Origin of the sequence: Pectobacterium sp. F1-1 (assembly GCF_025643735.1) — a bacterium.
GTDB lineage: Bacteria > Pseudomonadota > Gammaproteobacteria > Enterobacterales > Enterobacteriaceae > Pectobacterium > Pectobacterium colocasium.
Genome location: NZ_CP104733.1, coordinates 12,579 through 33,203, shown reverse-complemented (window position 1 = coordinate 33,203; position 20,625 = coordinate 12,579). Strand labels below are relative to the sequence as shown.

Sequence of the window (20,625 nt, the reverse complement as noted above, 5' to 3'; positions counted from 1 at the left end):
ACCGATCATGGCAAGAACGCTCTCTTCACTGGCACAGCGGTTTGCGCCCTTCTTACTCCCCGTAACGCTGCTGGTCGCGTGGCAGATATCCGTCGAATTCGGCTGGTTATCCAACCGGATTCTGCCTGCGCCCAGTTCGGTGATTACCGCAGGCTGGTCGCTCATCTCCAGCGGCGAGCTGTGGCAACACCTGGCGATTAGCGGCTGGCGCGCCCTGATCGGGTTTGCTATCGGCGGCAGTATCGGATTGGTGCTCGGTTTTATCACCGGGCTGTCGCGCTGGGGCGAGCGGCTGCTGGACAGCTCAGTGCAGATGATCCGCAACGTTCCTCATCTGGCGCTGATTCCACTGGTCATTCTGTGGTTCGGCATTGATGAGGCGGCCAAGATCTTTCTGGTGGCGTTGGGCACGCTATTCCCGGTGTATCTCAACACCTATCACGGCATTAAAAACATCGATCGCGGCCTGCTGGAGATGGCGCGCAGCTACGGACTGTCCGGCCTGAGCCTGTTTTCTCAGGTGGTGTTGCCCGGTGCGCTGCCATCCATCATGGTCGGCATTCGTTTTGCGCTGGGCTTTATGTGGCTGACGCTCATTGTCGCGGAGACCATTTCTGCCAATTCCGGCATCGGCTACCTCGCCATGAACGCCCGCGAGTTCCTGCAAACGGACGTGGTGGTGGTGGCCATCATTCTTTACGCCCTGCTCGGCAAGCTGGCCGATGTCAGTGCTCAGGGTCTGGAGCGCATTTGGCTGCGCTGGAATCCGGCTTATCAAACCTCATCGGGGGACGCATCATGACCGCTTTTACCGATTCTGCAACGCACGCGCATTCACCGTCGCCGCTCACCAAAGGGACGCCGCTGGCGCTGGATGCCATCACCAAACACTACGGCCACCGCACCGTGCTGAATGACGTGCAGCTGCGCATTCCGTCCGGGCAGTTTGTTGCCATCGTCGGCCGCAGCGGCTGCGGCAAAAGTACCCTGCTGCGCCTGCTCGCCGGGCTGGAAGCCGCCAGCAGCGGCGAACTGCTGACCGGCACCGCACCACTCAGCAGCGCAAAAGATGACACGCGGCTGATGTTTCAAGAAGCGCGCCTACTGCCGTGGAAAAAGGTGATCGACAATGTCGGGCTGGGGCTGCGCGGCAACTGGCGTGAGAAAGCGCAGGAGGCACTGGCCTCCGTCGGGCTGGCGGATCGCGCGAACGACTGGCCAGCAGCGCTGTCCGGCGGTCAGAAACAGCGCGTCGCGCTGGCACGCGCGCTCATTCACCACCCGCGTTTACTGCTGTTGGATGAACCACTGGGCGCGCTGGATGCCTTAACCCGCATCGAGATGCAAAGCCTGATCGAAAATCTGTGGCTCCAGCACGGATTTACCGTACTGCTGGTCACGCACGATGTCTCTGAAGCTATTGCGCTGGCCGACAGGGTGATTCTGATCGAAGAAGGGCGTGTGGGGCTGGATATTACGGTCGATTTACCCCGGCCACGGCGTCGTGGTTCGGCAAAGCTGGCAGAGCTGGAAGCCCGCGTGTTGGAGCGCGTGTTGGCACCCACCGCGCCTCCTTTACCTCACCAGGCGGCGATATAGCCTTCGTTCTGGCGATCGAGATAGGGTATCTTATCGCCAGATTAAACATCAAAAATATTGACAGATATTCTCAAAACACTCCGTTTTCCCTTCTCCCCGCAGCGGCGTAATATCCTCTTCATCGAAAGGAAATGTCCTTTCACTCCAAACAACATTGAACAGGATACATCACATGAAAAACGTAAAATTCTTCGCCGCTGCTGTCGTACTTTCTACCCTGTCTTTCGGTGCTTTCGCTGCCGATCAGGTCTCTTCACAACAGGCACAGAGCCTGGAGAAAGTTGGCGTAGTGAGCGCTACCGCTCGTAGCCTGGATTCACTGCAAGCACAGCTGGCTCAGAAAGCAGAAAAAGCTGGTGCCAGCGCCTTCACTATCACGTCTGCCACGGGTGACAACCAACTGCGCGGCGTCGCTGTTATCTACAAATAATGGCTGCTGATAAACAATCAAAAAATTAAACAGACTTTCCTCATTCAAGAGGAAAGTCCGTTTTTTTATGGGATAATAATGCCAAATTCACTTTGAGACGATCCCGTAGGCCATTCGGTGGCGCAGCACGAAGTGTCTCCGTGAGTGTTTTAGCAAGTACGTAGTAGCCAGTGCAAAAAAGTCTGGGATTACGACTTATCTAATTAATATCAAGCCTCATCAAGATTTCGTCATGATATTTACCATCAATGTACAGTGCAGCGGTATCTATTGCCCACTCTCTAAATCCAAAAGAACAATAAAGGGCTTGTGCCAATTTGTTGGTTGCAGCGACTGAAAGTTTCACTGTTTTCGCATTGCAAGATGCCTGTAATGCCGCTTCCAAAAGCGATCGAGACAGGCCAGTCCCTCTCATTTCAGCTCGAACATACATTCCCCAAATCATGACCACATGACTCAGTTTTGGTGCAGTGTTGACGCTTACACCCACGATACCCTGCAACCTGTTTTCGAGGTCATATCCTCCAAAAATCGAGTTTAGGCGGAGGCGTTCAGCAAAGAATGTTTCTGGTTTCTGGCTTTCTTCTTCAAAAGACGCACCGAATGCTTCTGGATGAAGCTTAAGTGCTTCGAGCCTTACTCGCCTGAACTCGTCTAGATCGCTATTGTTTATACGACGTACTGCAAAAGTCGCCATTCCTACAGCCCTCCTGCCACCTTGAAAAGACCCATAATACTATTGCGTTGTAAAATACAACGTTAGCTTAAAATCATCGTTGTCCATGCCGTCCACCAGATAATATTTTTCGTCCAAGCTAGGGATAGCTCACCTAGTCATATACCCACTATTGCTAACGAGGAACGCTTGCTAATATAGCCTTAAGGTTATATTGTACTTACAGAGTGCAGGACATGGAGGTTTACAGATTGGCATGAGAAATAGTCACACGGGCACTATTCGATACGTGGTTTGATGAGCAAACCGAAACGGTACAGGAAGAGGTTTTGGCACACCTCGGTATACTCGAAGAAGATGGCCCACAGCTAGGGCGACCACAGGTTGATCAGATTAAAGGCTCACAATACAAAAATATGAAGGAGCTTCGAGTTCAGGTTGGCGGCCACCCATTCCGAACATTCTTCGCATTTGATCGGACACGTAAAGCGATTGTTTTATGTGCGGGAGATAAGAAAGGCGAAAATGAAAAATTGTTCTACGAACGTATGATTAAGATCGCAGACGCTGAGTTTACATCGCATCTGATATCACCGGAGGTAAAAGAAGATGGCGACATTTAAAGAAATGATGGCTAAACGTTCACCGGAGAGCCGCGCCCGCATTGAAGCGCGCACGGCTGAGATCCGTCAGGAAATCACTTTAGCGAAACTACGCGAAGAGCTGAACATGTCGCAGACTCAGCTTGCATTAGCTCTGGGCGTCAAGCAGCCATCTATTGTTAAGATGGAGAAGGTCGAGAATGACCCAAAACTGTCAACGCTGAAACGCTATGTCACTGCCCTAGGCGGCAAGCTTACGCTAGATGTGACCTTGCCTGATGGTAAGCGTATCGCGCTTACTTTGTAATTAAGTCGTTCTGGATTTTCAGTAAACGCGATTCGTTCACTCCAGAACGAAATGCCCTTCGCCAACCTGTTTATAGCGGCGTGCTGGAGGATGGAAATCAGGGGCACGCACCGGACTGCGCAATTCATCATTGGTGATATTGCGCACCGGACGGGTATCCGGGTCAGGCACGGGCACCGCAGAAATCAGACGCCGGGTGTAATCATGCTGCGGATTGTCGAAGATCGCCGAACGTGGACCGATCTCCACAATTTCGCCAAGATACATCACCGCCACACGATGGCTGATACGCTCGACAACCGCCATATCGTGCGAGATAAACAGGAATGACAGCCCCAGCTTCTGCTGGAGATCCAGCATCAGGTTGATCACCTGCGCTTTGACGGACACATCCAGCGCCGATACCGATTCATCGGCAATAATCACTTTCGGCTCCAACGCCAGCGCGCGCGCAATACACACTCGCTGCCGCTGCCCGCCGGAGAACTGGTGCGGGAAACGCGAAGCCATATCGCCAGATAACCCTACCTGTTCCAGCAGTTCGCTCACTCGCGCACTCACATTCTGGCGGGTCGCCAGACCGTGCAGCAGCATCGGTTCGGCGATGGCTTCCCCTATCCGCATACGCGGATTCAGGCTTTCATACGGATCCTGAAACACCATTTGAATCTGCCGCCGCGACTCGGTCAGCTCACGCTTATCCGCCGTCAGGATATTTTTTCCCAGCAGCTGAATGTCGCCGCTGACGGCGTCGTTGAGGCGAATAATCGACCGTCCGGTGGTGGATTTACCGCAGCCCGATTCCCCAACCAGCGCAAGCGTTTCGCCCGGCCAGAGATCGAACGAGATATTTTCCACCGCATGAACCCGCCCGGACAGCCGACGGAAAAAACCTGATCGGATATCAAATCGGGTGACCAGATTTTTTACCGTCAGCACCGGTTCCTCACCCGACACGGTATTCACCGCCTCCGGCACCGGCTGGCGTTCGCCCGTTTTGAGATCGATCAGCGGGAAACGCTGTGGCCATGCGCTGCCAGACATCGAGCCTAATTTGGGTACCGCAGACAGCAACATACGGGTATAGGGCTGTTGCGGATGATGAAAGATCTCTCGCGTGACGGCGTTTTCTACCATTTCACCCTGATACATCACCAGCGTGCGGTCGGACACTTCCGCCACCACGCCCATGTCGTGGGTGATAAACAGCACCGACATCCCTTCTTCTTCCTGAAGGGTTTTTATCAGCGTCAGAATTTGTGCCTGAATCGTGACGTCCAGCGCCGTCGTCGGTTCATCGGCAATCAACAGCTTTGGATGGCAGGCCAGCGCAATCGCAATCACCACGCGCTGACGCATCCCGCCAGAGAAGCTCTGTGGGTACTCGTTCAGCCGCGATTTGGCCGCCGGAATGCGTACTTTCTCCAGCAGGCGCACCGCTTCGGCGCGCGCTTCGGCTTTGCCCATGCCGCGATGGCGGCGCAGCACTTCCGTAATCTGGTAGCCAATCGGCAAGACCGGATTCAGGCTGGTCATCGGCTCCTGAAAAATCATGCCGATACGGTTGCCACGCACATCCTGCATCGCCTTATTGGGGAGCGAGAGCAGTTCGGTGTCGCCAAAATGAATCTGCCCCTCAATTCGGCTTTGGCCGGGTGGCAGCAAGCGCATGATGGATTTCGCCATCACGCTTTTCCCTGAACCAGATTCCCCCACCACGGCGACTGTCTCTTTCTCGCCAATCGTGAAAGATAAATCCCGCACCACGTTCATCCACTCGCCGTTCACCTGAAAGGCGGTGGTCAGATGCGAAACGGACATAATCGGCGCTGTCATGTGTTCGTTACCCCTCATTCCTATGGGCGTTCCCACGGCTTAGTTCCGCGGGTTGAGGATGTCGCGTAGCGCATCCCCGACCAGATTGATCGCCACAATCAGCAGCAGTAGTGTCAGCCCCGGAAAGAAGCTGATCCAATAGTCGCCCGACATCAGGTATTCAAAACCGTTAGAGATCAGCAGCCCCAGTGACGGTTCCGTCACGGGCAGCCCGATCCCCAGAAATGAAAGTGTGGCTTCCAGCATGATGGCGTAGGCAATGCGCATCGTTGCCACCACGATCAGCGGTGCCAGACAGTTGGGTAAAATATGGCGAAACAGAATGCGACGGTTGGACAGCGCCATGCTACGCGCCGCGTCCACGTAGCTGCGGCGACGTTCCACCAGCGCCGACCCGCGAATCGTCCGGGCGTAGTAAGCCCACTGCGTCACCACCAGCGCCATGATGATCTTATCAACCCCTTGCCCCAGCACCGCCAGCAGAATCAGCGCGATCAGGATAGGCGGGAAACTGAGCTGGATATCGACGATACGCATGATCGTCGCGTCCGTTTTTCCACCGACGTAGGCGCTAATCAGCCCCAACGAAGCACCAATCAGCAGCGCAAGCACCGCACTGGAGAAGCCCACCATCAGGCTGATGCGGGTACCGTACAGAATCGCGCTGAACAGGTCACGCCCTTGATCGTCCGTCCCCAGCCAATACGTCATGCCCGCCATGCTCTGCGCACCCGGTGCGAGCCGGCCATCCATGATGTCGAGCTGCATCAGATCGTAGGGATTCTGCGGCGACAGCAGTGGGGCAAGCAGTGCCAGCAGCACGAAAACCGCCAGCATAATCAGTCCGCACAGCGCCAGCCGATCGTTGAGCAGCGCCATCACCACGCGCATTACCGGGTGAGCGTTTTTTTGCACGGCAGCGGGCTGGTGTATCGTATTCCCTGTCATCCCTTGTCTCCTCCCAGTCGCACGCGCGGATCGACCAGCACATACAGCAAATCGACCAGCAGGTTGATCACGCTGAACATCACGACGGTAATCATCAGATAAGCCAGGATAACCGGACGGTCGAGCACGGCGATCGAGTCGATAATCAGCTTGCCCATGCCCGGCCAGGCATAAATGGTTTCCGTCACCACCGCGAACGCGATCAGCGACCCCAGTTCCAGCCCCAGCACGGTAATCAGCGGAATCAGCGTGTTGCGCAGCACATGAACCAGTACGATACGGGTTTCCGACAGCCCTTTCGCACGGGCAAACTGCACATAATCCTGTTGCAGGCACTCCATCACACCCGCGCGCATCAGGCGGATAACCAGCGAGATTTTAAACAGCGCGAGGTTAAACGCGGGCAAAAGCAGGTGTTCGAGACCATCGCGGGTCAGAAAACTGAATGGAATACCGAACAGTTCATGGACATCGCCCCGGCCAGAGGAAGGCAACCAACCCAGCTTCACGCTAAACAGCATGATCATCACCAGCCCGATCCAGAACGTGGGCAGGCTAAAACCGAGGATGGAGAAAGTCATAATGGATTTGGACACTGCGCTGTCCGGCTTCAGGCCAGCGTAAATCCCCAGCGGGATACCAACAACCAGCGCCATCACGAACGCCAACATCGCCAGTTCGAGCGTGGCAGGCATGCGCTGAAAAATCAGCGTCAGCGCGGGTTGATTAAAGATAAACGAGTTGCCCATATCGCCCTGAAAGGCGTTCCAGACAAATAGCCCGTACTGTTCCCAGACGGGCTTATCCAGACCGAAGGACTGAATCACCGCCAGCCGTTCCGCTGGCGTGGCCGTCGCCCCCAACAACATATCGATCGGATTACCAACCAGATAGACACCCACAAACACCAGCACCGACATCACAGCCAGCGTCAGCAGCGTTTGTCCGATTCGGCTCAGCAGGTAGGCTATCATTAGCGCCTCCCGGAACCGTTTAGGTCTTCAGAAGCATTGATTTCTTCACAAGAATAGCGGCGCAGGCGATCGGCAATCAGCCCGAGAAACCCTTGTTCGTCGATTTCCCGCGCGACCAGCGCATTCTCAGGCTCACCCAGTTTGTGATAAAAATCGGCAAACGCATAACCCGCGGTTTTACCGGCAACTTCTACCCCAATGCGCGCACGTTTTGATGTGAACAGCTCCGGTTTTAACAGCCACGCAATGACGGTCGCATCATGAATCGGTCCACCTTCGCGACCAAAGCGCTCAACTTCACTACGATCAAACATGCGCAACAGCGCGGCCATCGCCTTACCCGGCGCGCCGCCGCTGCGTTCGATGTCCTCAACCTGTTCCGTCTGAATTAATGCCTGAAAGGTCACATCCAACGGCATGATGACGAGGGGAACACCGGAAGAAAAAACGATTTCCGCCGCATGCGGATCGGCATAGACGTTAAAATCCGCCCACGGTACGCGATTCCCCATCGCGGTAAAGGCACAGCTCATGGAAACAATCTGTTTGATGCCGCGTGCGACATCAGGATGGAAGCACAGCGCCAACGCCAGATTCGTCAGCGGGCCAAGTGCGCAAATGGTGATGGGGTTATTGTCGGCCGCCGCCTGACGCGTCATCCGCACCAGAAAATCAACAGCGTGTTCCTGTTCCGGCGACAGCGTGCTCTCCGGTACCCAGTCAGCAGAGAATTTGCCGATATGGGCGTATTTACCGAAAACCTGATCGCGGATGAGCGGGCGTGAAGCACCAGCAAAAATGGGCACATCGGTTCTGCCCGTCACACCCACTACGTTGCACGCATTCGGTAGCGTGGCGGCAAGCGGCACATTGCCTGCCACAACGGTAATCCCCAGTACGTCTAGCTCGGGTGAAGCCAATGCCAGCCAGATGGCTATCGCATCGTCAACGCCGGGATCGGTATCAATAATAATGCGTTCTTGAACCATATCAGACACCCTCTCCATAGCGGCTCAATAGGTCAGCAAACAGCTCGACAACCTGTTTGGCATCAACCCCCGTCACCACATCCACATTCGGCTGACGGTCAGTTTTTCCGTACCAGTCGGCAACGGTCTGCCCCATGCACAGCTCGCTTTCCTGCTCAATGTAAACGCTGGCTTTTTCCGTCGTGAAACAGTGTGGCGCCAGCACCCAGGCGATAACCAGCGGATCGTGCAGCGGGCCGCCGCGTGAACCATAGCGACGGATGTCATTGCGATCCCAAAACGCCATCATTTCACCCAACGGCGCGGAAATCCGCCCGGATAGCGCGATGAAACGCGCCACCAATTCCGGCGTCAAAATCACCTGATGCGTGACATCCAGCGGTAGCGCGACAAGGGCAATCGATGAATCAAACACTATCTTCGCCGCCTGTGGGTCGGCGAGCATATTAAATTCAGACGTCAGGCTGCGGTTGCCTGCTTCACGGTAGGCGCCGCCCATCATCACAATGCGCGCAATACCGTCAGCAATCTCAGGAGCCATACGCAGCGCCATGGCCACATTAGTTAACGGCCCTAACGTACAGAGCGTGATCGGCGTGCCGTCAGCGATTGCCTGCTTGCACTGCGCAATAATAAAACTCACGGCATGCTGCACTTCGGCCTGTTTTTGTGGCTCAGGCAGCACCGTCTGGCCCAGTCCGCTTTCCCCGTGGAACTGACCGTGGATCGGTTCACGCAACAGCGGCCGATGGCAGCCGGCGAAAACGGGAATATCCGTGCGCTGGCCCAGTTCAACAATTTGCAGCGCGTTATGCACCGTCTTGTCCAACGATTGGTTACCGCACACCGTGCAAATACCGCGAATATCCAACTCGGGTGCCACAAATGCACTTAATAACGCAATCGCGTCATCTATCCCCGGATCACAATCAATAATAATAGGTAACGCGCTCATCCTTCGATGATTCCTTTTTTCTTTTAAGGTTATTCATAACAGATTTCAGGGTGCAGAAAACCACGCCATGACGGGGCAAAAGAAGTAATGCTAACGGTAATAAGGGAAGGAAAAACACGGCTAAATGTATTCACACCGTTCTCCTTATCACGAGATAAATAAGGGGTGAATATTCACCCCTTATTTGAACCATAAATGACAGGTGACTATTTGGCAGTACGGACGAAGTACGGCAGCGTGTAGGCATCGGAACGGCCCACATAGGTATACTGCTTTTTCATCGCCCAGGTGTTGGACAGGAACATGACCGGAATGACCCCCAGATCGTTCATGCCAATGTTCATCGCCTCAGCCAGCAGCGCATCACGTTTGGTTTCATCCAGCGTGACGCGTGCTTCGTTCAGCGTTTTATCAAAGACAGGATTGGAATAGCGACCACGATTCCCCTGTCCTGCATTGGGGCCAAAGGTTTCCAACAATGGCCCCAATACGCCAGAAGCTTCCCCGGTTTCAATCGCGGCCCCGCCCATAATCAAACTGAATTCGAGACGAGACGCACGTGAGAAGTACACACTGCCGGGCATCGTAACGACTTCGGTTTTGATGCCGGCGCGCGTGAACATTTGGCCAATGGCCTGAGCAATTTTAGAATCATTAGGATAACGATCGTTCGACGCGTGGAAGGTCAGCGTGAAGCCGTCGGGGTAACCCGCCGCCGCCAGTTCCTGTTTGGCTTTCTCCGGATTATAAACCGGCGCAGGAATGGAAGCGGAATAGCCTGGGTACCCCTTCGGTACAAGCTGAGAGGCAACAACAGCCTGCCCCTCCATCACACGGTCGACGATTGCCTGACGATTAATAGCTAAAGACATCGCCTGGCGTACTTCTTTTTTTAGTAATGGGTTTTTACCATCAGGACCTTTGGCGAACGGTGATTCCTCTCGCTGCTGGTCCATGTGAAGGTAAATAACACGATTCCCTGGTGTTGAAATCGTTTTTAACTGCTGATTTTTTTCAATATTACTGCTGTCGGCTGTTGGAACGTTTTCGATCATGTCCACATCACCGGATAATACGGCTGCTACACGTGCACTACTGTTCTTAAATACACGGACAGTAACGTTGTCCCACTCTGCTTTTCCTCCCCAGTAATCATCATTACGACTAAGGACTACCCGGTCGTCCGGCACCCAAGGAAACAAATTTGAATGGCCCTGTACCAATCACATCTTTTCCTGAATTCAACGTTTCCGTCGGGACGTTTTCAAGTCGGGCCGGTAAAATGGAAATCCGACTTAAATTATTCAGCAGCAGCGGCGAAGCCTCTTTTGTCTTAATCCGCACCGTTAGTGGATTAACTTCTATTACTTCAGCAATGTCGCTGACGTAAGGTGCGTAAGAGCTGGGGCTGTTTTTTGATGCCAGCGCAACACGCTTAATGCTGGCAATCACATCTTTAGCCGTAAAATCACTGCCGTCGTGAAACTTAACGCCAGGACGCAATACAAATTCCCACGTCTTGTCGTCAATCACTTTCCAACTGGTTGCCAGGGCAGGTGCAATCTGCTGTTTTTCATCCTGTACAACCAAACCGTCAAAAATATTGCGCGCCATTGCGCTATTCGCCCCACTCACATAAAACTGCGGATCCATTGATGTGGTGGAGGAAGCCAAACCGATATTCAGGTCCGCGCTATAAACCAAAGGTGAAGATGAAAATAAAACGGTAAACAATAACGCCAGCGTTGATTTCTTCATTCACTAACCCTCTATTCCATGATTGAGTACTGATGAAGTGTATTAAATCTTATGATTGTGAGTCTATGCGCCAGATTGGATAATGAAAAATTGCATTTTGTGTTAAATTGATAACTAAATGTTATGTTTTAAGGTGACGAGCATGCGTATCAATCCCCGTCAGGTTGAAGCCTTTCATAAAGTCATCCTCACCGGAGGCATCACTGCCGCCGCCAACATGATGTACATCACCCAGCCCGCGGTCAGTCGGCTCATTAAAGATTTTGAAGACGCGCTGAATCTGAAATTATTTGATAGAGACGGGCGCGGCCTGATTCCACGCGCCGAGGCGATGAAGCTATACCGGGAAGTCGAGCGCCTTTACTTAGGGTTGGATCACATCGGGCTGATTGCCGATGAAATTCGCCACGCCAAAGGCAGCATACTGCGTATTGCGGCCGTTCAGGCGCTCTCGTTTCTTTGTTCCGACCAGGTTCTCCCGACCTTACTCAAGAAATACCCCGATCTGTCCCTGTTTCTGGACATCGAGAGCAGCAGTCGTATTACGGACGCGATTGCGGAAAATCACTATGACGTGGGTTTTATTTTGGCCAGCCCGGCATTAAAGGGCTGGAAGCCGAACCGCTGGCAGACGCAAGCGCTGTCGCGGTGTTAGCGATGGATCACCCGCTTGCGACGGTGGATGAAATTACACTCGCCGATCTGGCCGGTACGCGCGCTATTTTGCCCGGCAGAACTACACCGCTGCGGGCACAGATCGATATCTCCGCCAGAAAAGAACAAATCTATTTGCATAACCCCATCGAAACCTCAATGGCTAACTGCTGCGTGCTGGCGTCAAGAAACGTCGGCATCGGCGTGGTGGATTTTATTACCGCCCTGAACAGCCCTTCGCCGGTTATCGTTAAGCCTTTCAATCCTGATATAAAAATGGCGTATTGCGCGGTTTATCCCCCGCAAATTCCCCGCAGTCAGGTGGTGAATCACATCACTCAGGTTATGAAAGAAAAAATAACGGATAGCCTGGAATTAAAATAATTTCCAGCCAAAGTCGTTATTTTTATTAATGTATTTATTAAATAATGACGATGGGGGAATAGATTTATAAAAAACAAATAGCATAGTTATTGTTTTAAATAAAAATAGCACCATAGAATTTCATTAATTAAAAAGAGAGGATCATTTTCCTTCCCAATTACATATAGATCCTTTATGCTCAGGAGTATTTCTTTTAATTAATATTATATGGATTTTATTACTATTATCAAAACCGATTACAATGTTATCTCCTTCCTGAGCCTCGTTCATTACAATATTCCCGCTAAAATATAATCGATGTTCCGTTCTTGTACTGTGTTCTTCTCTGGCATCATACCAGGTAATTGGTTTAATACAACTTACACACTCACCTCGGATAGAAAAATAAGCATCTTGCTTAAACTTTTCTAATCCAAAAAGATTCTTCAATGCTCTAACACCATTAAATTCATGCTGATTTGAGCGATTTCTTTCTGCTTCTACTGCTGACAATGTTTTGATGCACGATCTTTCAAGAGAAAAAGGGGATTTTGACATATATAACCTCTTATAAAATCCGTAAAAACTGGCATTAAGAAAAGGAATTATAGTAACTGCGAATAAACTAACATCAAGAAATAATAGAATAATTTTTCATTAATGCGATCTGCCATTGAGTTTAGCTTGAAAATGACTTTAAGGCACAAAGCTAGTTTCAAACATGATGTAATTTTCTTTAAACTTTTCATTCATAATGGTGCCATTTAGTGATATTCTATCACTAGTATCTCCCTTTTTAAATGGTGTTAAAAATGAAAAATGTTGAACTGATTGCACAAAAATTAATTAAAGATAATGAGCAAGATCAGCTTCATAAAAGAAAGGAAGATAAAGACCTGGTCAAAAAACTTGTTGATATTTATGATCAAAAACATGTCTCTGAAGCGCTTCGTGCTATTAGTCACAGTGAATGGACTCGTGAAACCCTAAATCGCTGGCTGAACGGGAAAATGCCACAAAAGCCATTGACCGATCTGGAAGTAAAAATGCTTAACAGTTTGCTCCCACCCCCCCCAGCCCATCATCCTGACTATTCGTTCCAGTTTATCGATCTATTTGCTGGTATAGGCGGGATAAGAAAAGGATTTGAAGATATTGGCGGGCAATGTGTTTTTACCAGTGAATGGGACAAAAATGCAGCCAGAACTTACAAAGCGAATTGGTACTGTGACCCCAAAAGTCATATTTTTAACTCTGATATCAGAGACATTACACTGAGCAATGCTTCTTCAGTTAGTGAAAAAGAAGCATATGAAAACATAGATAGAGAAATCCCAGACCATGATGTATTGCTGGCGGGTTTCCCTTGCCAGCCTTTTTCGCTTGCTGGTGTATCAAAGAAAAACGCTTTAGGCCGTGCCCATGGATTTGAATGTGACACACAAGGGACTTTATTTTTTGATGTTGCAAGAATTATTGCGGCCAAAAAACCCCCTATTTTCTTATTAGAAAATGTGAAAAACCTGAAAAGCCATGATAAGGGAAAAACATTTCGGGTCATCATGCAAACACTGGATGAACTGGGATATGTGGTTGCTGACGCTGAACATTCAGGAGCGAATGATCCTAAAGTTATTGATGGTAAGAACTTCTTACCCCAACATAGAGAACGCATTGTTCTTGTGGGATTTAGACGTGATCTCAACATTCACAAAGGATTTTCTCTGAAAGAAATTAACCAATTCTTTCCAGATAAAAAATTAACTATCAAAGAATTACTCGACGATAATGTTGATAAAAAATATATCCTTACTCCTACTTTGTGGAAATATTTATATAATTACGCAAAAAAACATCAGGCCAAGGGAAATGGATTTGGGTTTGGCTTGGTATCACCTGGTAATCCAGATAGTGTCGCCCGTACTTTGTCAGCCCGTTACCACAAAGATGGCTCAGAAATACTGATAGACCGCGGATGGGATCGGGAGCTAGGAGAAGAAGATTTCGATAATGAAAAAAATCTGGAAAATAGGCCAAGAAGGTTAACTCCTCGTGAATGTGCTCGCTTAATGGGATTCGAGTCTCCTGGTGAAAAATCATTCTGTATTCCTGTATCAGATACCCAGGCATATCGGCAGTTTGGGAATTCGGTCGTTGTTCCTGTTTTTTCAGCCGTTGCAAAACTGCTAAAGCCTTATATTGCGAATGCAATTAAGTCAAAAAACAGCAAAAAAGTCGCGTAAGGTATAAAAATGGCTGATGTTCATAACCCTGCGATTCGTAGTAAAAATATGAAGGCGATTCGCAACTGTGATACAGCCATTGAAGTTAAACTGGAAAAAATCCTTGAGGACTTAGGCTTAAAGTTTCGAAAACAGGTAAAGGATTTACCTGGAAGGCCTGACTTTGTTATTGATGAGTATAAAAAAATTATCTTTACGCATGGATGTTTTTGGCATCATCATGAATGTTATCTTTTCAAAATCCCAGCAACGAGAACTGAATTTTGGATGGGGAAAATTGGAAAAAATGTTACCAGAGATAATAATATCCACAAAGAACTCAAGAATGAAAACTGGCATATTATGACTATTTGGGAATGTGCTATAAAAGGTAAACACAGACTGTCTATTCAAGATCTCTCAGAAAGGATAGAAGAGTGGGTTTGTGCTGGAAGTAGCTCAGTAGAAATCGATACTAAAGGGATACATAATAAAAATGCTTGAAAAATTATCTAACCATTTTGAAGTCGCTGTTGCTAAATACCTTTCTGCTGTCGATGTTGACTCTAAAAAATCTAATCAGCACGAAATTGGTGGGTTAGTAAAAGCAGGGTTTGCCAGGTACCTTCCCGTTCCCCAAAATGGTGAAAAGATATTATTTAATGCCAACCTTATTTATATATCAGGTGAAGAAATCGATCCTATTTCTTACGAGGATACGCTGACATGGTATGATACTCGCCATAATCAAAAGAATAGAAAACCAGAATATAGAATGTATTATAAAACCAATCCCGTATCTTCAATGATGAATGAAGGGGACTTCTTTCTTATTATCAAAAAAATTAACGGAGATTTGTTAATAATTATTACTCCGTCAGGTTCTGCTATAGAATTCCAGCTAAAAACTTTATTTGGAATTAATAATATTAGTAGTGAATTTTCTCAATCGTCTATCGAAGGCAAGTCTCTTATTCTTCCAGTAAGAATGCTATTTGAAGATTTGGGAATAGAGCTTGAAGAGTCAGAAAGCAAGAATGATAACTTACTCGAAATATTGCTGAGGCGTTTTCCTAATGGCTTTCCAAAATCAAAAGAATTCTCTTCTTTTGCAAGGGAGCAAACGCCAGGAGAACCATTATATGGACCTGATGAAACCTTAATGTTATGGCTGGAGCAAGAAGAAAAATTGTTCAGAACATACGAACGTTTTGAGGTAGCTAAAAAACTTGCTCAGGGGTTTGGTGAAAATGGCGATAATGTTGATGATTTTATTGATTTTTCCCTAAGTGTACAAAATAGACGCAAGTCCCGTGTTGGCTTTGCGTTTGAAAACCATTTGAACTATTTATTTAGTCTGCATGGGTTAAAATTTCAGCAAGGTTCGTCAAAAAATACGACTGAAAATAAATCTAAACCAGACTTTCTCTTTCCTGATTTTTCTGCTTACCATGATCCACTTTTCCCTCAGGAAAAACTAAGACTGCTTGGCGCTAAAACAACATGCAAGGATAGATGGAGACAAGTTCTGGCCGAAGGGGATAAGATCGGACGTAAGCATCTAATTACTATACAACCAGGAATTAGTGAGCAACAGTTGACAGAAATGAAGAATAAATCACTTCAGTTAGTTGTTCCTTATTCTGTTCAGTCAGTATATCCAGTGTCATTCATTAGCGATTTGCAAAGTGTTGTAGATTTCATTGCTGAAGTAAAAAACATTCAAGCAATGAATTGAAATAATAACCATCCTGTAAGGCTACATTAAAAGTAGCCTTATAGTTCTTCGATATTCCTATCACCTCTAAGAATTCAGCACAAATTTCTCGATCGCATAAGCGACGCCGTCTTCCGTATTGGTTCTAGTGACAAACTGGCTGGCTTCTTTCACTTCGTCGATGGCATTGCCCATCGCGACGCCGATACCCGCATAGCGAATCATCGCCAGATCGTTCTGCTGGTCGCCCAGCGTCATGACGCTTTCGCGTGGAATGCCGAGGTGCTCCGCCAGCATCTTCACGCCTTCGCCTTTGTTGACGCGCTTATCCAAAATTTCCAGATAGTATTCGGCGCTCTTCATGATGGTGTAGCGTTCAAAGGCTTCCGGTGGAATCTGGCTGATGGCGCGATCCAATATCTCTGGTTCATCAATCATCATCACTTTCGGGAACGTCAGGCTGCGATCCATTTCCTCAACCGCACGGTACTTCAACGGCATCCCGGTCAGGTGAGATTCATGAATGGTGTAAGGGCTGATGTCTTTATTGGCGGTATAGACGAAATTGAAGTCCAACGCGTGGAAATGGACGCCGAGTTTGCAAGCCAGCGCTTCGAAATAGAGATAATCGTCGAAGCTCAACGCGGTTTGCGCTACGCAGTCACCGTTGACCGTACGCTGCACCAGCGCACCGTTGTTGGTGATGCAATAACAGCCTTCCTGCTGTAAATCCAGCTCCATCAAATAACGCTCAACGCCGATGTAAGGGCGGCCGGTAGCCAGCACCACCTGCACGCCTTTCTCTCTGGCAGCGGCAATCGCGACTTTTACCGCAGGTGAAATTTGATTTTGGGGCGTCAGCAACGTCCCGTCCATATCAATAGCGATCAGTTTTACAGACATAGTTTTTCCAGCATCAAGTTATCTGTTTTCATGCTAACGCGATTCAGCGATGAAGTCGTTAGTGAAATACGGCAGGGTGACAGGCGTATGACGCACAACGTAAAAAGCCGTGCGGTTACGCACGGCTATATGGCAAACATGTTCTGCAATCGCCGTTATAGCTCGGCACCGTTGCTGGAGATCACTGTCTTATACCAGTCAAAGCTCTTTTTCTTCGAGCGCTTGAACGTACCGGTGCCATCGTCGTGTTTATCCACGTAAATGAAACCATAGCGTTTGCTGTACTGACCGGTGGTGAACGACACACAGTCAATGCAGCCCCACGGGGTATAGCCCATCAGCTCCACGCCATCTTCCACGACGGCTTTTTTCATCTGCTCGATATGCGCTTTGAGATATTCGATGCGGTAATCGTCGTTAATGCTGCCATCGGCTTCCACCTTGTCCACCGCGCCAAAGCCGTTTTCAACGATGAACATTGGTTTCTGATAACGCTCGTAGAAGCTGTTCAGCGTATAGCGCAGACCAACCGGGTCGATCTGCCAGCCCCACTCCGATGCCTTCACATGCGGGTTTTTCACGCCACCGTCAAAGCCCGTGATCGCATCTTCTTTTTTCTGGCCTTTTGCCGCCAGCTGTACCGCGCTGCTCATGTAGTAGCTGAAGCCCAGATAATCCGTGCAGCCTTCACGCAGCGTCTGTTCATCTTCCGGCTGCATGTCAATCTGGTAGCCTTTGCGCGCCCACTCTTTCAGGATGTAAGACGGGTAATAACCGCGCAGTTGCACATCACCAAACAGGTGGCGTTCACGCATCGCTTCCTGTGCAAACATCACGTCATCCGGGTGGCATGACCACGGATAGATCGGTACCAGCGCCAGCATGCAGCCAATTTTGAAGTTCGGGTTAATCTCATGACCCAGCTTCACCACTTTCGCACTGGCGACAAACTGATGGTGCAGCGTTTGGTACATCGCCTGCTCCGGCTTGTCGTGATCGGTAAAAATCACGCCGGAACAGCAGTAGCCAAACAGCGGATACTGCCAGTTACGCTGGTTGTTGATCTCATTGAAGGTCATCCAGTATTTCACTTTGGCCTGGTAACGCTTCATGACCACTTCGCTGTAACGCACAAAGCAATCCACCACTTTACGGTTCAGCCAGCCGCCGTACTGCTTAACCAGATGATGCGGCATCTCGAAGTGGGACAGCGTAATCACGGGCTCGATGTTGTATTTCAGCAGTTCATCGAACAGGTCGTCATAGAATTGCAGACCCGCTTCATTCGGCTCCAGCTCATCGCCATTGGGGAAAATACGTGTCCAGGCAATCGAGGTACGGAAGCATTTGAAGCCCATTTCGGCGAACAGGGCAACGTCCTGCTTATAGTGGGAATAGAACTCCACCGCCTGATGATTCGGATAACTGACACTAGGCTGTACGCCATCGGTAATCACACGATCAACGCCGTGGGCGCCGCCGGACAGGACATCGCAGATGCTGACGCCTTTGCCGCCTTGATCCCAACCACCTTCAACTTGATGCGCCGCAACCGCGCCGCCCCACAGAAAGTCTTTCGGTAATTGTTCAGCAGACATCTTGTTTCCTTTTCGTTAGTTCAGATTTACATGTTATTAATTTATAAACGGTTTAATGAATAGACTGTTTAATAAATAGACTGCTTCAGGGTGGCGATTTCCCGATGCAGTTGAATCAGCTCCTCCACCAATTCACGGCATAGCATGGCGTTCATCAGGTGATCTTGCGCGTGAACCAGAATCAGGTTGACCGGGATTTTCCCGCTGCCCTCATCGGCACCAATCAAGGCCGTCTGGATTTGATGGGCTTTGCGCGCCGCAACGGAAGCCGTGTTCAACAGTTCTTCAGCCTTGTTCCAATCATATTTTCTGGCGGCGCTCAGCGCCTCCATTGAGCTGGAGCGTGCCTCTCCCGCATAGATAATCAGTTCCATGACTGTCGTTTCATCAAGCATGGTTTTATCGCGCATCACTCACGGCCTCCTCTGCTGTACCCACTTCTTGTTCGATCAACTGACGTTCATACATTTTGAAGAAGGGGTAATAGATTAGGAACGAAACAACAATCAGTACCCACCAGCACTACCGCACGCCAGTCCCACCCCGTAGACCAGGCTGCGCCAATCGGGCCCGGCGTTGTCCAGGGCGCAAGAGAAATGACGCGATGCACTAAATCGGTTTTTAACGCGATATAGGCAAGGGTGGCATTCACCAACGGCGCAGTAATAAACGGGATGAACAGCAGCGGGTTCATCACAACGGGTGAACCAAAAATCACCGGTTCGTTGATGTTGAACATGCTCGGCACCACGGCCAGTTTGCCGATGGAGCGCAGGTGAGCAGAACGGCTGCGCAGATAGAGAAAGACCAGCCCCATGGTCGCTCCCGAGCCGCCTATCGTGATGAAAAACTGCCAGAAGGGTTCAATAAAGATTTTGGTGATCGGTGCGCCCGCGTTAAACGCTTCCTGATTGATTCCTAAATTGGTCAGCCAGAATGCCTGCAAAATGCCGCCGACAATAACAGCGCCGTGAATCCCGGCAAACCACAGCAGGTGACAGAGCAGCACCGCGATCAGAATGGCGGGTAATGAGTCAGATGCCGAAATAATCGGCGCAAAGACAGCCATGATCGCCTGCGGTAGCAGCATGCCGAACTGGCTCTGCATAAACAGGCTAAGCGGGAAAAGCGTCAGGAAGATAGCAAGAATCGGGATCAGCAGATCGAAAGACTGGCGGATTTTCGGTGGTACTTGTTCCGGCAGGCGGATGCCAATATTGTGCTTCTGCAAAAAATGCATCAGCTCCGTCGAATAGATCGCCACGATAATCGCGGTGAAAATCCCCTCGCCGCCCAGCGATCCAACTGGCAGGCTTTTGTCGATTTGCGGCGCCGCCACGACCATAAACGACATCAGCGCCAGGCTGGCCGCCATGAAACCGTTCATTTTATAGCTCTGCGCCAGGTTATAAGCGATGGAGCTGGTGATATACACCGCCATAATGCCCATCGTCATATTGTAGGGCATCATGATCTGTTCGCCGTGGCGTTCCACCATCCCCAGCCACCACTGCGCAAACGCCCATTCACTGTTCGGGCTAAAAGGCGGATGAGCAAATAACATCATAAAAGAGCCGACAATTAAGAAAGGCATGGAGGCAATGAATCCATCCTTAATTGCCACAACATGACGCTGGCTGGAAAGTTTCGCCGCAATCGGGCTAATACGGTTTTCGATAACGCTGAATAATGACTCAGTGAATTTACTCATTATTCCTCCCGTTACATTACGCGATCATCGCCAGGGCATCGTTAAGGACTTTCTCCCCATTCATCATGCCGTAATCAACCATATTAATAACCGCAATCGGCTTCGCTTTTTCGTCAGCTATTGCTTTGAATTCAGGAAGTTTATACTTAATCTGCGGACCAAGAAGGCAGCAATCATATTGCTCAATGAGTTCATTAAACTCTTCAAAACCTACGGCTTTTATCTCAACAGCGATCGCTTTTTGCTCGGCGACCTTTTCCATTCGCTGTACCAGCATGCTGGTAGACATTCCTGCTGCGCAACAGAGTAAAATCTTATTCATACTGCACCTCACCGTCCGTTTTTTTATTATTCAAGCAAGACGAAAAATAATATGCAACCGG

Annotated in this window: 19 protein-coding genes and 3 pseudogenes; 9 read left to right on the top strand and 13 right to left on the bottom strand. The window is 49.6% G+C overall.

What is annotated here, in order from left to right:
- The first annotated feature begins 7 nt into the window (after positions 1-7).
- The 3 genes from ssuC to bhsA all read left to right on the top strand — a co-directional run bounded on the left by ssuC (position 8) and on the right by bhsA (position 2,029).
- Positions 8-802: an aliphatic sulfonate ABC transporter permease SsuC gene (gene ssuC / locus NAL19_RS00155; protein WP_205549541.1), complete on the top strand. Its 795-nt coding sequence runs from the start codon at positions 8-10 to the stop codon at positions 800-802.
- Complete coding sequence (ssuB, locus tag NAL19_RS00150) at positions 799-1,599, top strand: aliphatic sulfonates ABC transporter ATP-binding protein (RefSeq protein ID WP_263058429.1); 801 nt, start codon at positions 799-801, stop codon at positions 1,597-1,599. The genes ssuC and ssuB overlap by 4 nt, the downstream gene beginning before the upstream one ends.
- 172 nt (positions 1,600-1,771) lie before the next feature.
- On the top strand, positions 1,772-2,029 hold the full coding sequence (bhsA, locus tag NAL19_RS00145; RefSeq protein ID WP_263058428.1) for a multiple stress resistance protein BhsA: 258 nt from the start codon (positions 1,772-1,774) through the stop codon (positions 2,027-2,029).
- A 199-nt stretch (positions 2,030-2,228) separates the two neighbouring features.
- Here bhsA and NAL19_RS00140 read toward each other — a convergent pair whose 3' ends face one another.
- Entirely contained in the window at positions 2,229-2,726 is a 498-nt protein-coding gene (locus NAL19_RS00140; RefSeq protein ID WP_225086386.1) for a GNAT family N-acetyltransferase, read from the bottom strand.
- A 242-nt stretch (positions 2,727-2,968) separates the two neighbouring features.
- Here NAL19_RS00140 and NAL19_RS00135 point away from each other — a divergent pair, with 242 nt between their 5' ends.
- Positions 2,969-3,328: a type II toxin-antitoxin system RelE/ParE family toxin gene (locus tag NAL19_RS00135; protein WP_263059765.1), complete on the top strand. Its 360-nt coding sequence runs from the start codon at positions 2,969-2,971 to the stop codon at positions 3,326-3,328.
- A complete protein-coding gene (locus NAL19_RS00130; protein ID WP_180779427.1) occupies positions 3,315-3,614 on the top strand; it encodes a helix-turn-helix domain-containing protein in 300 nt (99 codons plus the stop codon). Before NAL19_RS00135 ends, NAL19_RS00130 begins: the two co-directional genes overlap by 14 nt.
- Before the next feature lie 36 nt (positions 3,615-3,650).
- Here NAL19_RS00130 and NAL19_RS00125 read toward each other — a convergent pair whose 3' ends face one another.
- From NAL19_RS00125 to NAL19_RS00100, 6 genes and pseudogenes are all read right to left on the bottom strand, one after another.
- Positions 3,651-5,450 (bottom strand): ABC transporter ATP-binding protein, encoded by a 1,800-nt coding sequence (locus NAL19_RS00125; protein ID WP_263058427.1) that lies wholly within the window; start codon positions 5,448-5,450, stop codon positions 3,651-3,653.
- Positions 5,451-5,489: 39 nt separating this feature from the next.
- Positions 5,490-6,398: an ABC transporter permease gene (locus NAL19_RS00120; protein ID WP_263058426.1), complete on the bottom strand. Its 909-nt coding sequence runs from the start codon at positions 6,396-6,398 to the stop codon at positions 5,490-5,492.
- Positions 6,395-7,372 (bottom strand): ABC transporter permease, encoded by a 978-nt coding sequence (locus NAL19_RS00115; RefSeq protein ID WP_263058425.1) that lies wholly within the window; start codon positions 7,370-7,372, stop codon positions 6,395-6,397. Before NAL19_RS00115 ends, NAL19_RS00120 begins: the two co-directional genes overlap by 4 nt.
- Positions 7,372-8,361 carry a nucleoside hydrolase gene (locus NAL19_RS00110; RefSeq protein ID WP_263058424.1) on the bottom strand — a complete coding sequence of 330 codons (990 nt, stop codon included), beginning with the start codon at positions 8,359-8,361 and terminating at the stop codon, positions 7,372-7,374. The genes NAL19_RS00115 and NAL19_RS00110 overlap by 1 nt, the downstream gene beginning before the upstream one ends.
- A gap of 1 nt (position 8,362) precedes the next feature.
- On the bottom strand, positions 8,363-9,316 hold the full coding sequence (locus tag NAL19_RS00105; RefSeq protein WP_225086381.1) for a nucleoside hydrolase: 954 nt from the start codon (positions 9,314-9,316) through the stop codon (positions 8,363-8,365).
- A 206-nt stretch (positions 9,317-9,522) separates the two neighbouring features.
- Positions 9,523-11,074: pseudogene (locus tag NAL19_RS00100) on the bottom strand (ABC transporter substrate-binding protein).
- A gap of 142 nt (positions 11,075-11,216) precedes the next feature.
- On the opposite strand from NAL19_RS00100, the pseudogene NAL19_RS00095 reads away from it, so the two are divergent.
- Positions 11,217-12,112: pseudogene (locus tag NAL19_RS00095) on the top strand (LysR family transcriptional regulator).
- A 141-nt stretch (positions 12,113-12,253) separates the two neighbouring features.
- On the opposite strand, the gene NAL19_RS00090 reads toward NAL19_RS00095, so the two are convergent.
- Positions 12,254-12,649 carry a type II restriction endonuclease gene (locus NAL19_RS00090; protein WP_263058423.1) on the bottom strand — a complete coding sequence of 132 codons (396 nt, stop codon included), beginning with the start codon at positions 12,647-12,649 and terminating at the stop codon, positions 12,254-12,256.
- 254 nt (positions 12,650-12,903) lie between these two features.
- Here NAL19_RS00090 and NAL19_RS00085 point away from each other — a divergent pair, with 254 nt between their 5' ends.
- From NAL19_RS00085 to NAL19_RS00075, 3 genes are read left to right on the top strand one after another with little or no spacing between them, the layout of a single operon-like run.
- A complete protein-coding gene (locus NAL19_RS00085; protein WP_263058422.1) occupies positions 12,904-14,334 on the top strand; it encodes a DNA cytosine methyltransferase in 1,431 nt (476 codons plus the stop codon).
- 9 nt (positions 14,335-14,343) lie between these two features.
- A complete protein-coding gene (locus NAL19_RS00080) occupies positions 14,344-14,817 on the top strand; it encodes a very short patch repair endonuclease (RefSeq protein WP_225086377.1) in 474 nt (157 codons plus the stop codon).
- Positions 14,810-16,051, top strand: coding sequence for a type II restriction endonuclease (locus NAL19_RS00075; RefSeq protein ID WP_225086376.1), 1,242 nt, complete (start codon positions 14,810-14,812; stop codon positions 16,049-16,051). Before NAL19_RS00080 ends, NAL19_RS00075 begins: the two co-directional genes overlap by 8 nt.
- Positions 16,052-16,117: 66 nt before the next feature.
- On the opposite strand, the gene yidA is transcribed toward NAL19_RS00075, so the two are convergent.
- The 5 genes and pseudogenes from yidA to NAL19_RS00050 form a co-directional block, all read right to left on the bottom strand.
- Positions 16,118-16,933, bottom strand: coding sequence for a sugar-phosphatase (gene yidA / locus NAL19_RS00070; protein ID WP_263058421.1), 816 nt, complete (start codon positions 16,931-16,933; stop codon positions 16,118-16,120).
- 155 nt (positions 16,934-17,088) lie between these two features.
- The gene (locus NAL19_RS00065; protein ID WP_263058420.1) at positions 17,089-18,531 is read right to left on the bottom strand and encodes a 6-phospho-beta-glucosidase; all 1,443 of its coding nucleotides are present in this window, start codon (positions 18,529-18,531) and stop codon (positions 17,089-17,091) included.
- Positions 18,532-18,599: 68 nt separating this feature from the next.
- On the bottom strand, positions 18,600-18,941 hold the full coding sequence (locus NAL19_RS00060) for a PTS lactose/cellobiose transporter subunit IIA (RefSeq protein WP_411561444.1): 342 nt from the start codon (positions 18,939-18,941) through the stop codon (positions 18,600-18,602).
- Positions 18,931-20,242, bottom strand: a pseudogene (locus tag NAL19_RS00055) (PTS sugar transporter subunit IIC). The gene NAL19_RS00060 and the pseudogene NAL19_RS00055 overlap by 11 nt, the downstream one beginning before the upstream one ends.
- Positions 20,243-20,258: 16 nt before the next feature.
- Complete coding sequence (locus tag NAL19_RS00050) at positions 20,259-20,564, bottom strand: PTS sugar transporter subunit IIB (RefSeq protein WP_180743490.1); 306 nt, start codon at positions 20,562-20,564, stop codon at positions 20,259-20,261.
- Positions 20,565-20,625: the final 61 nt, after the last annotated feature.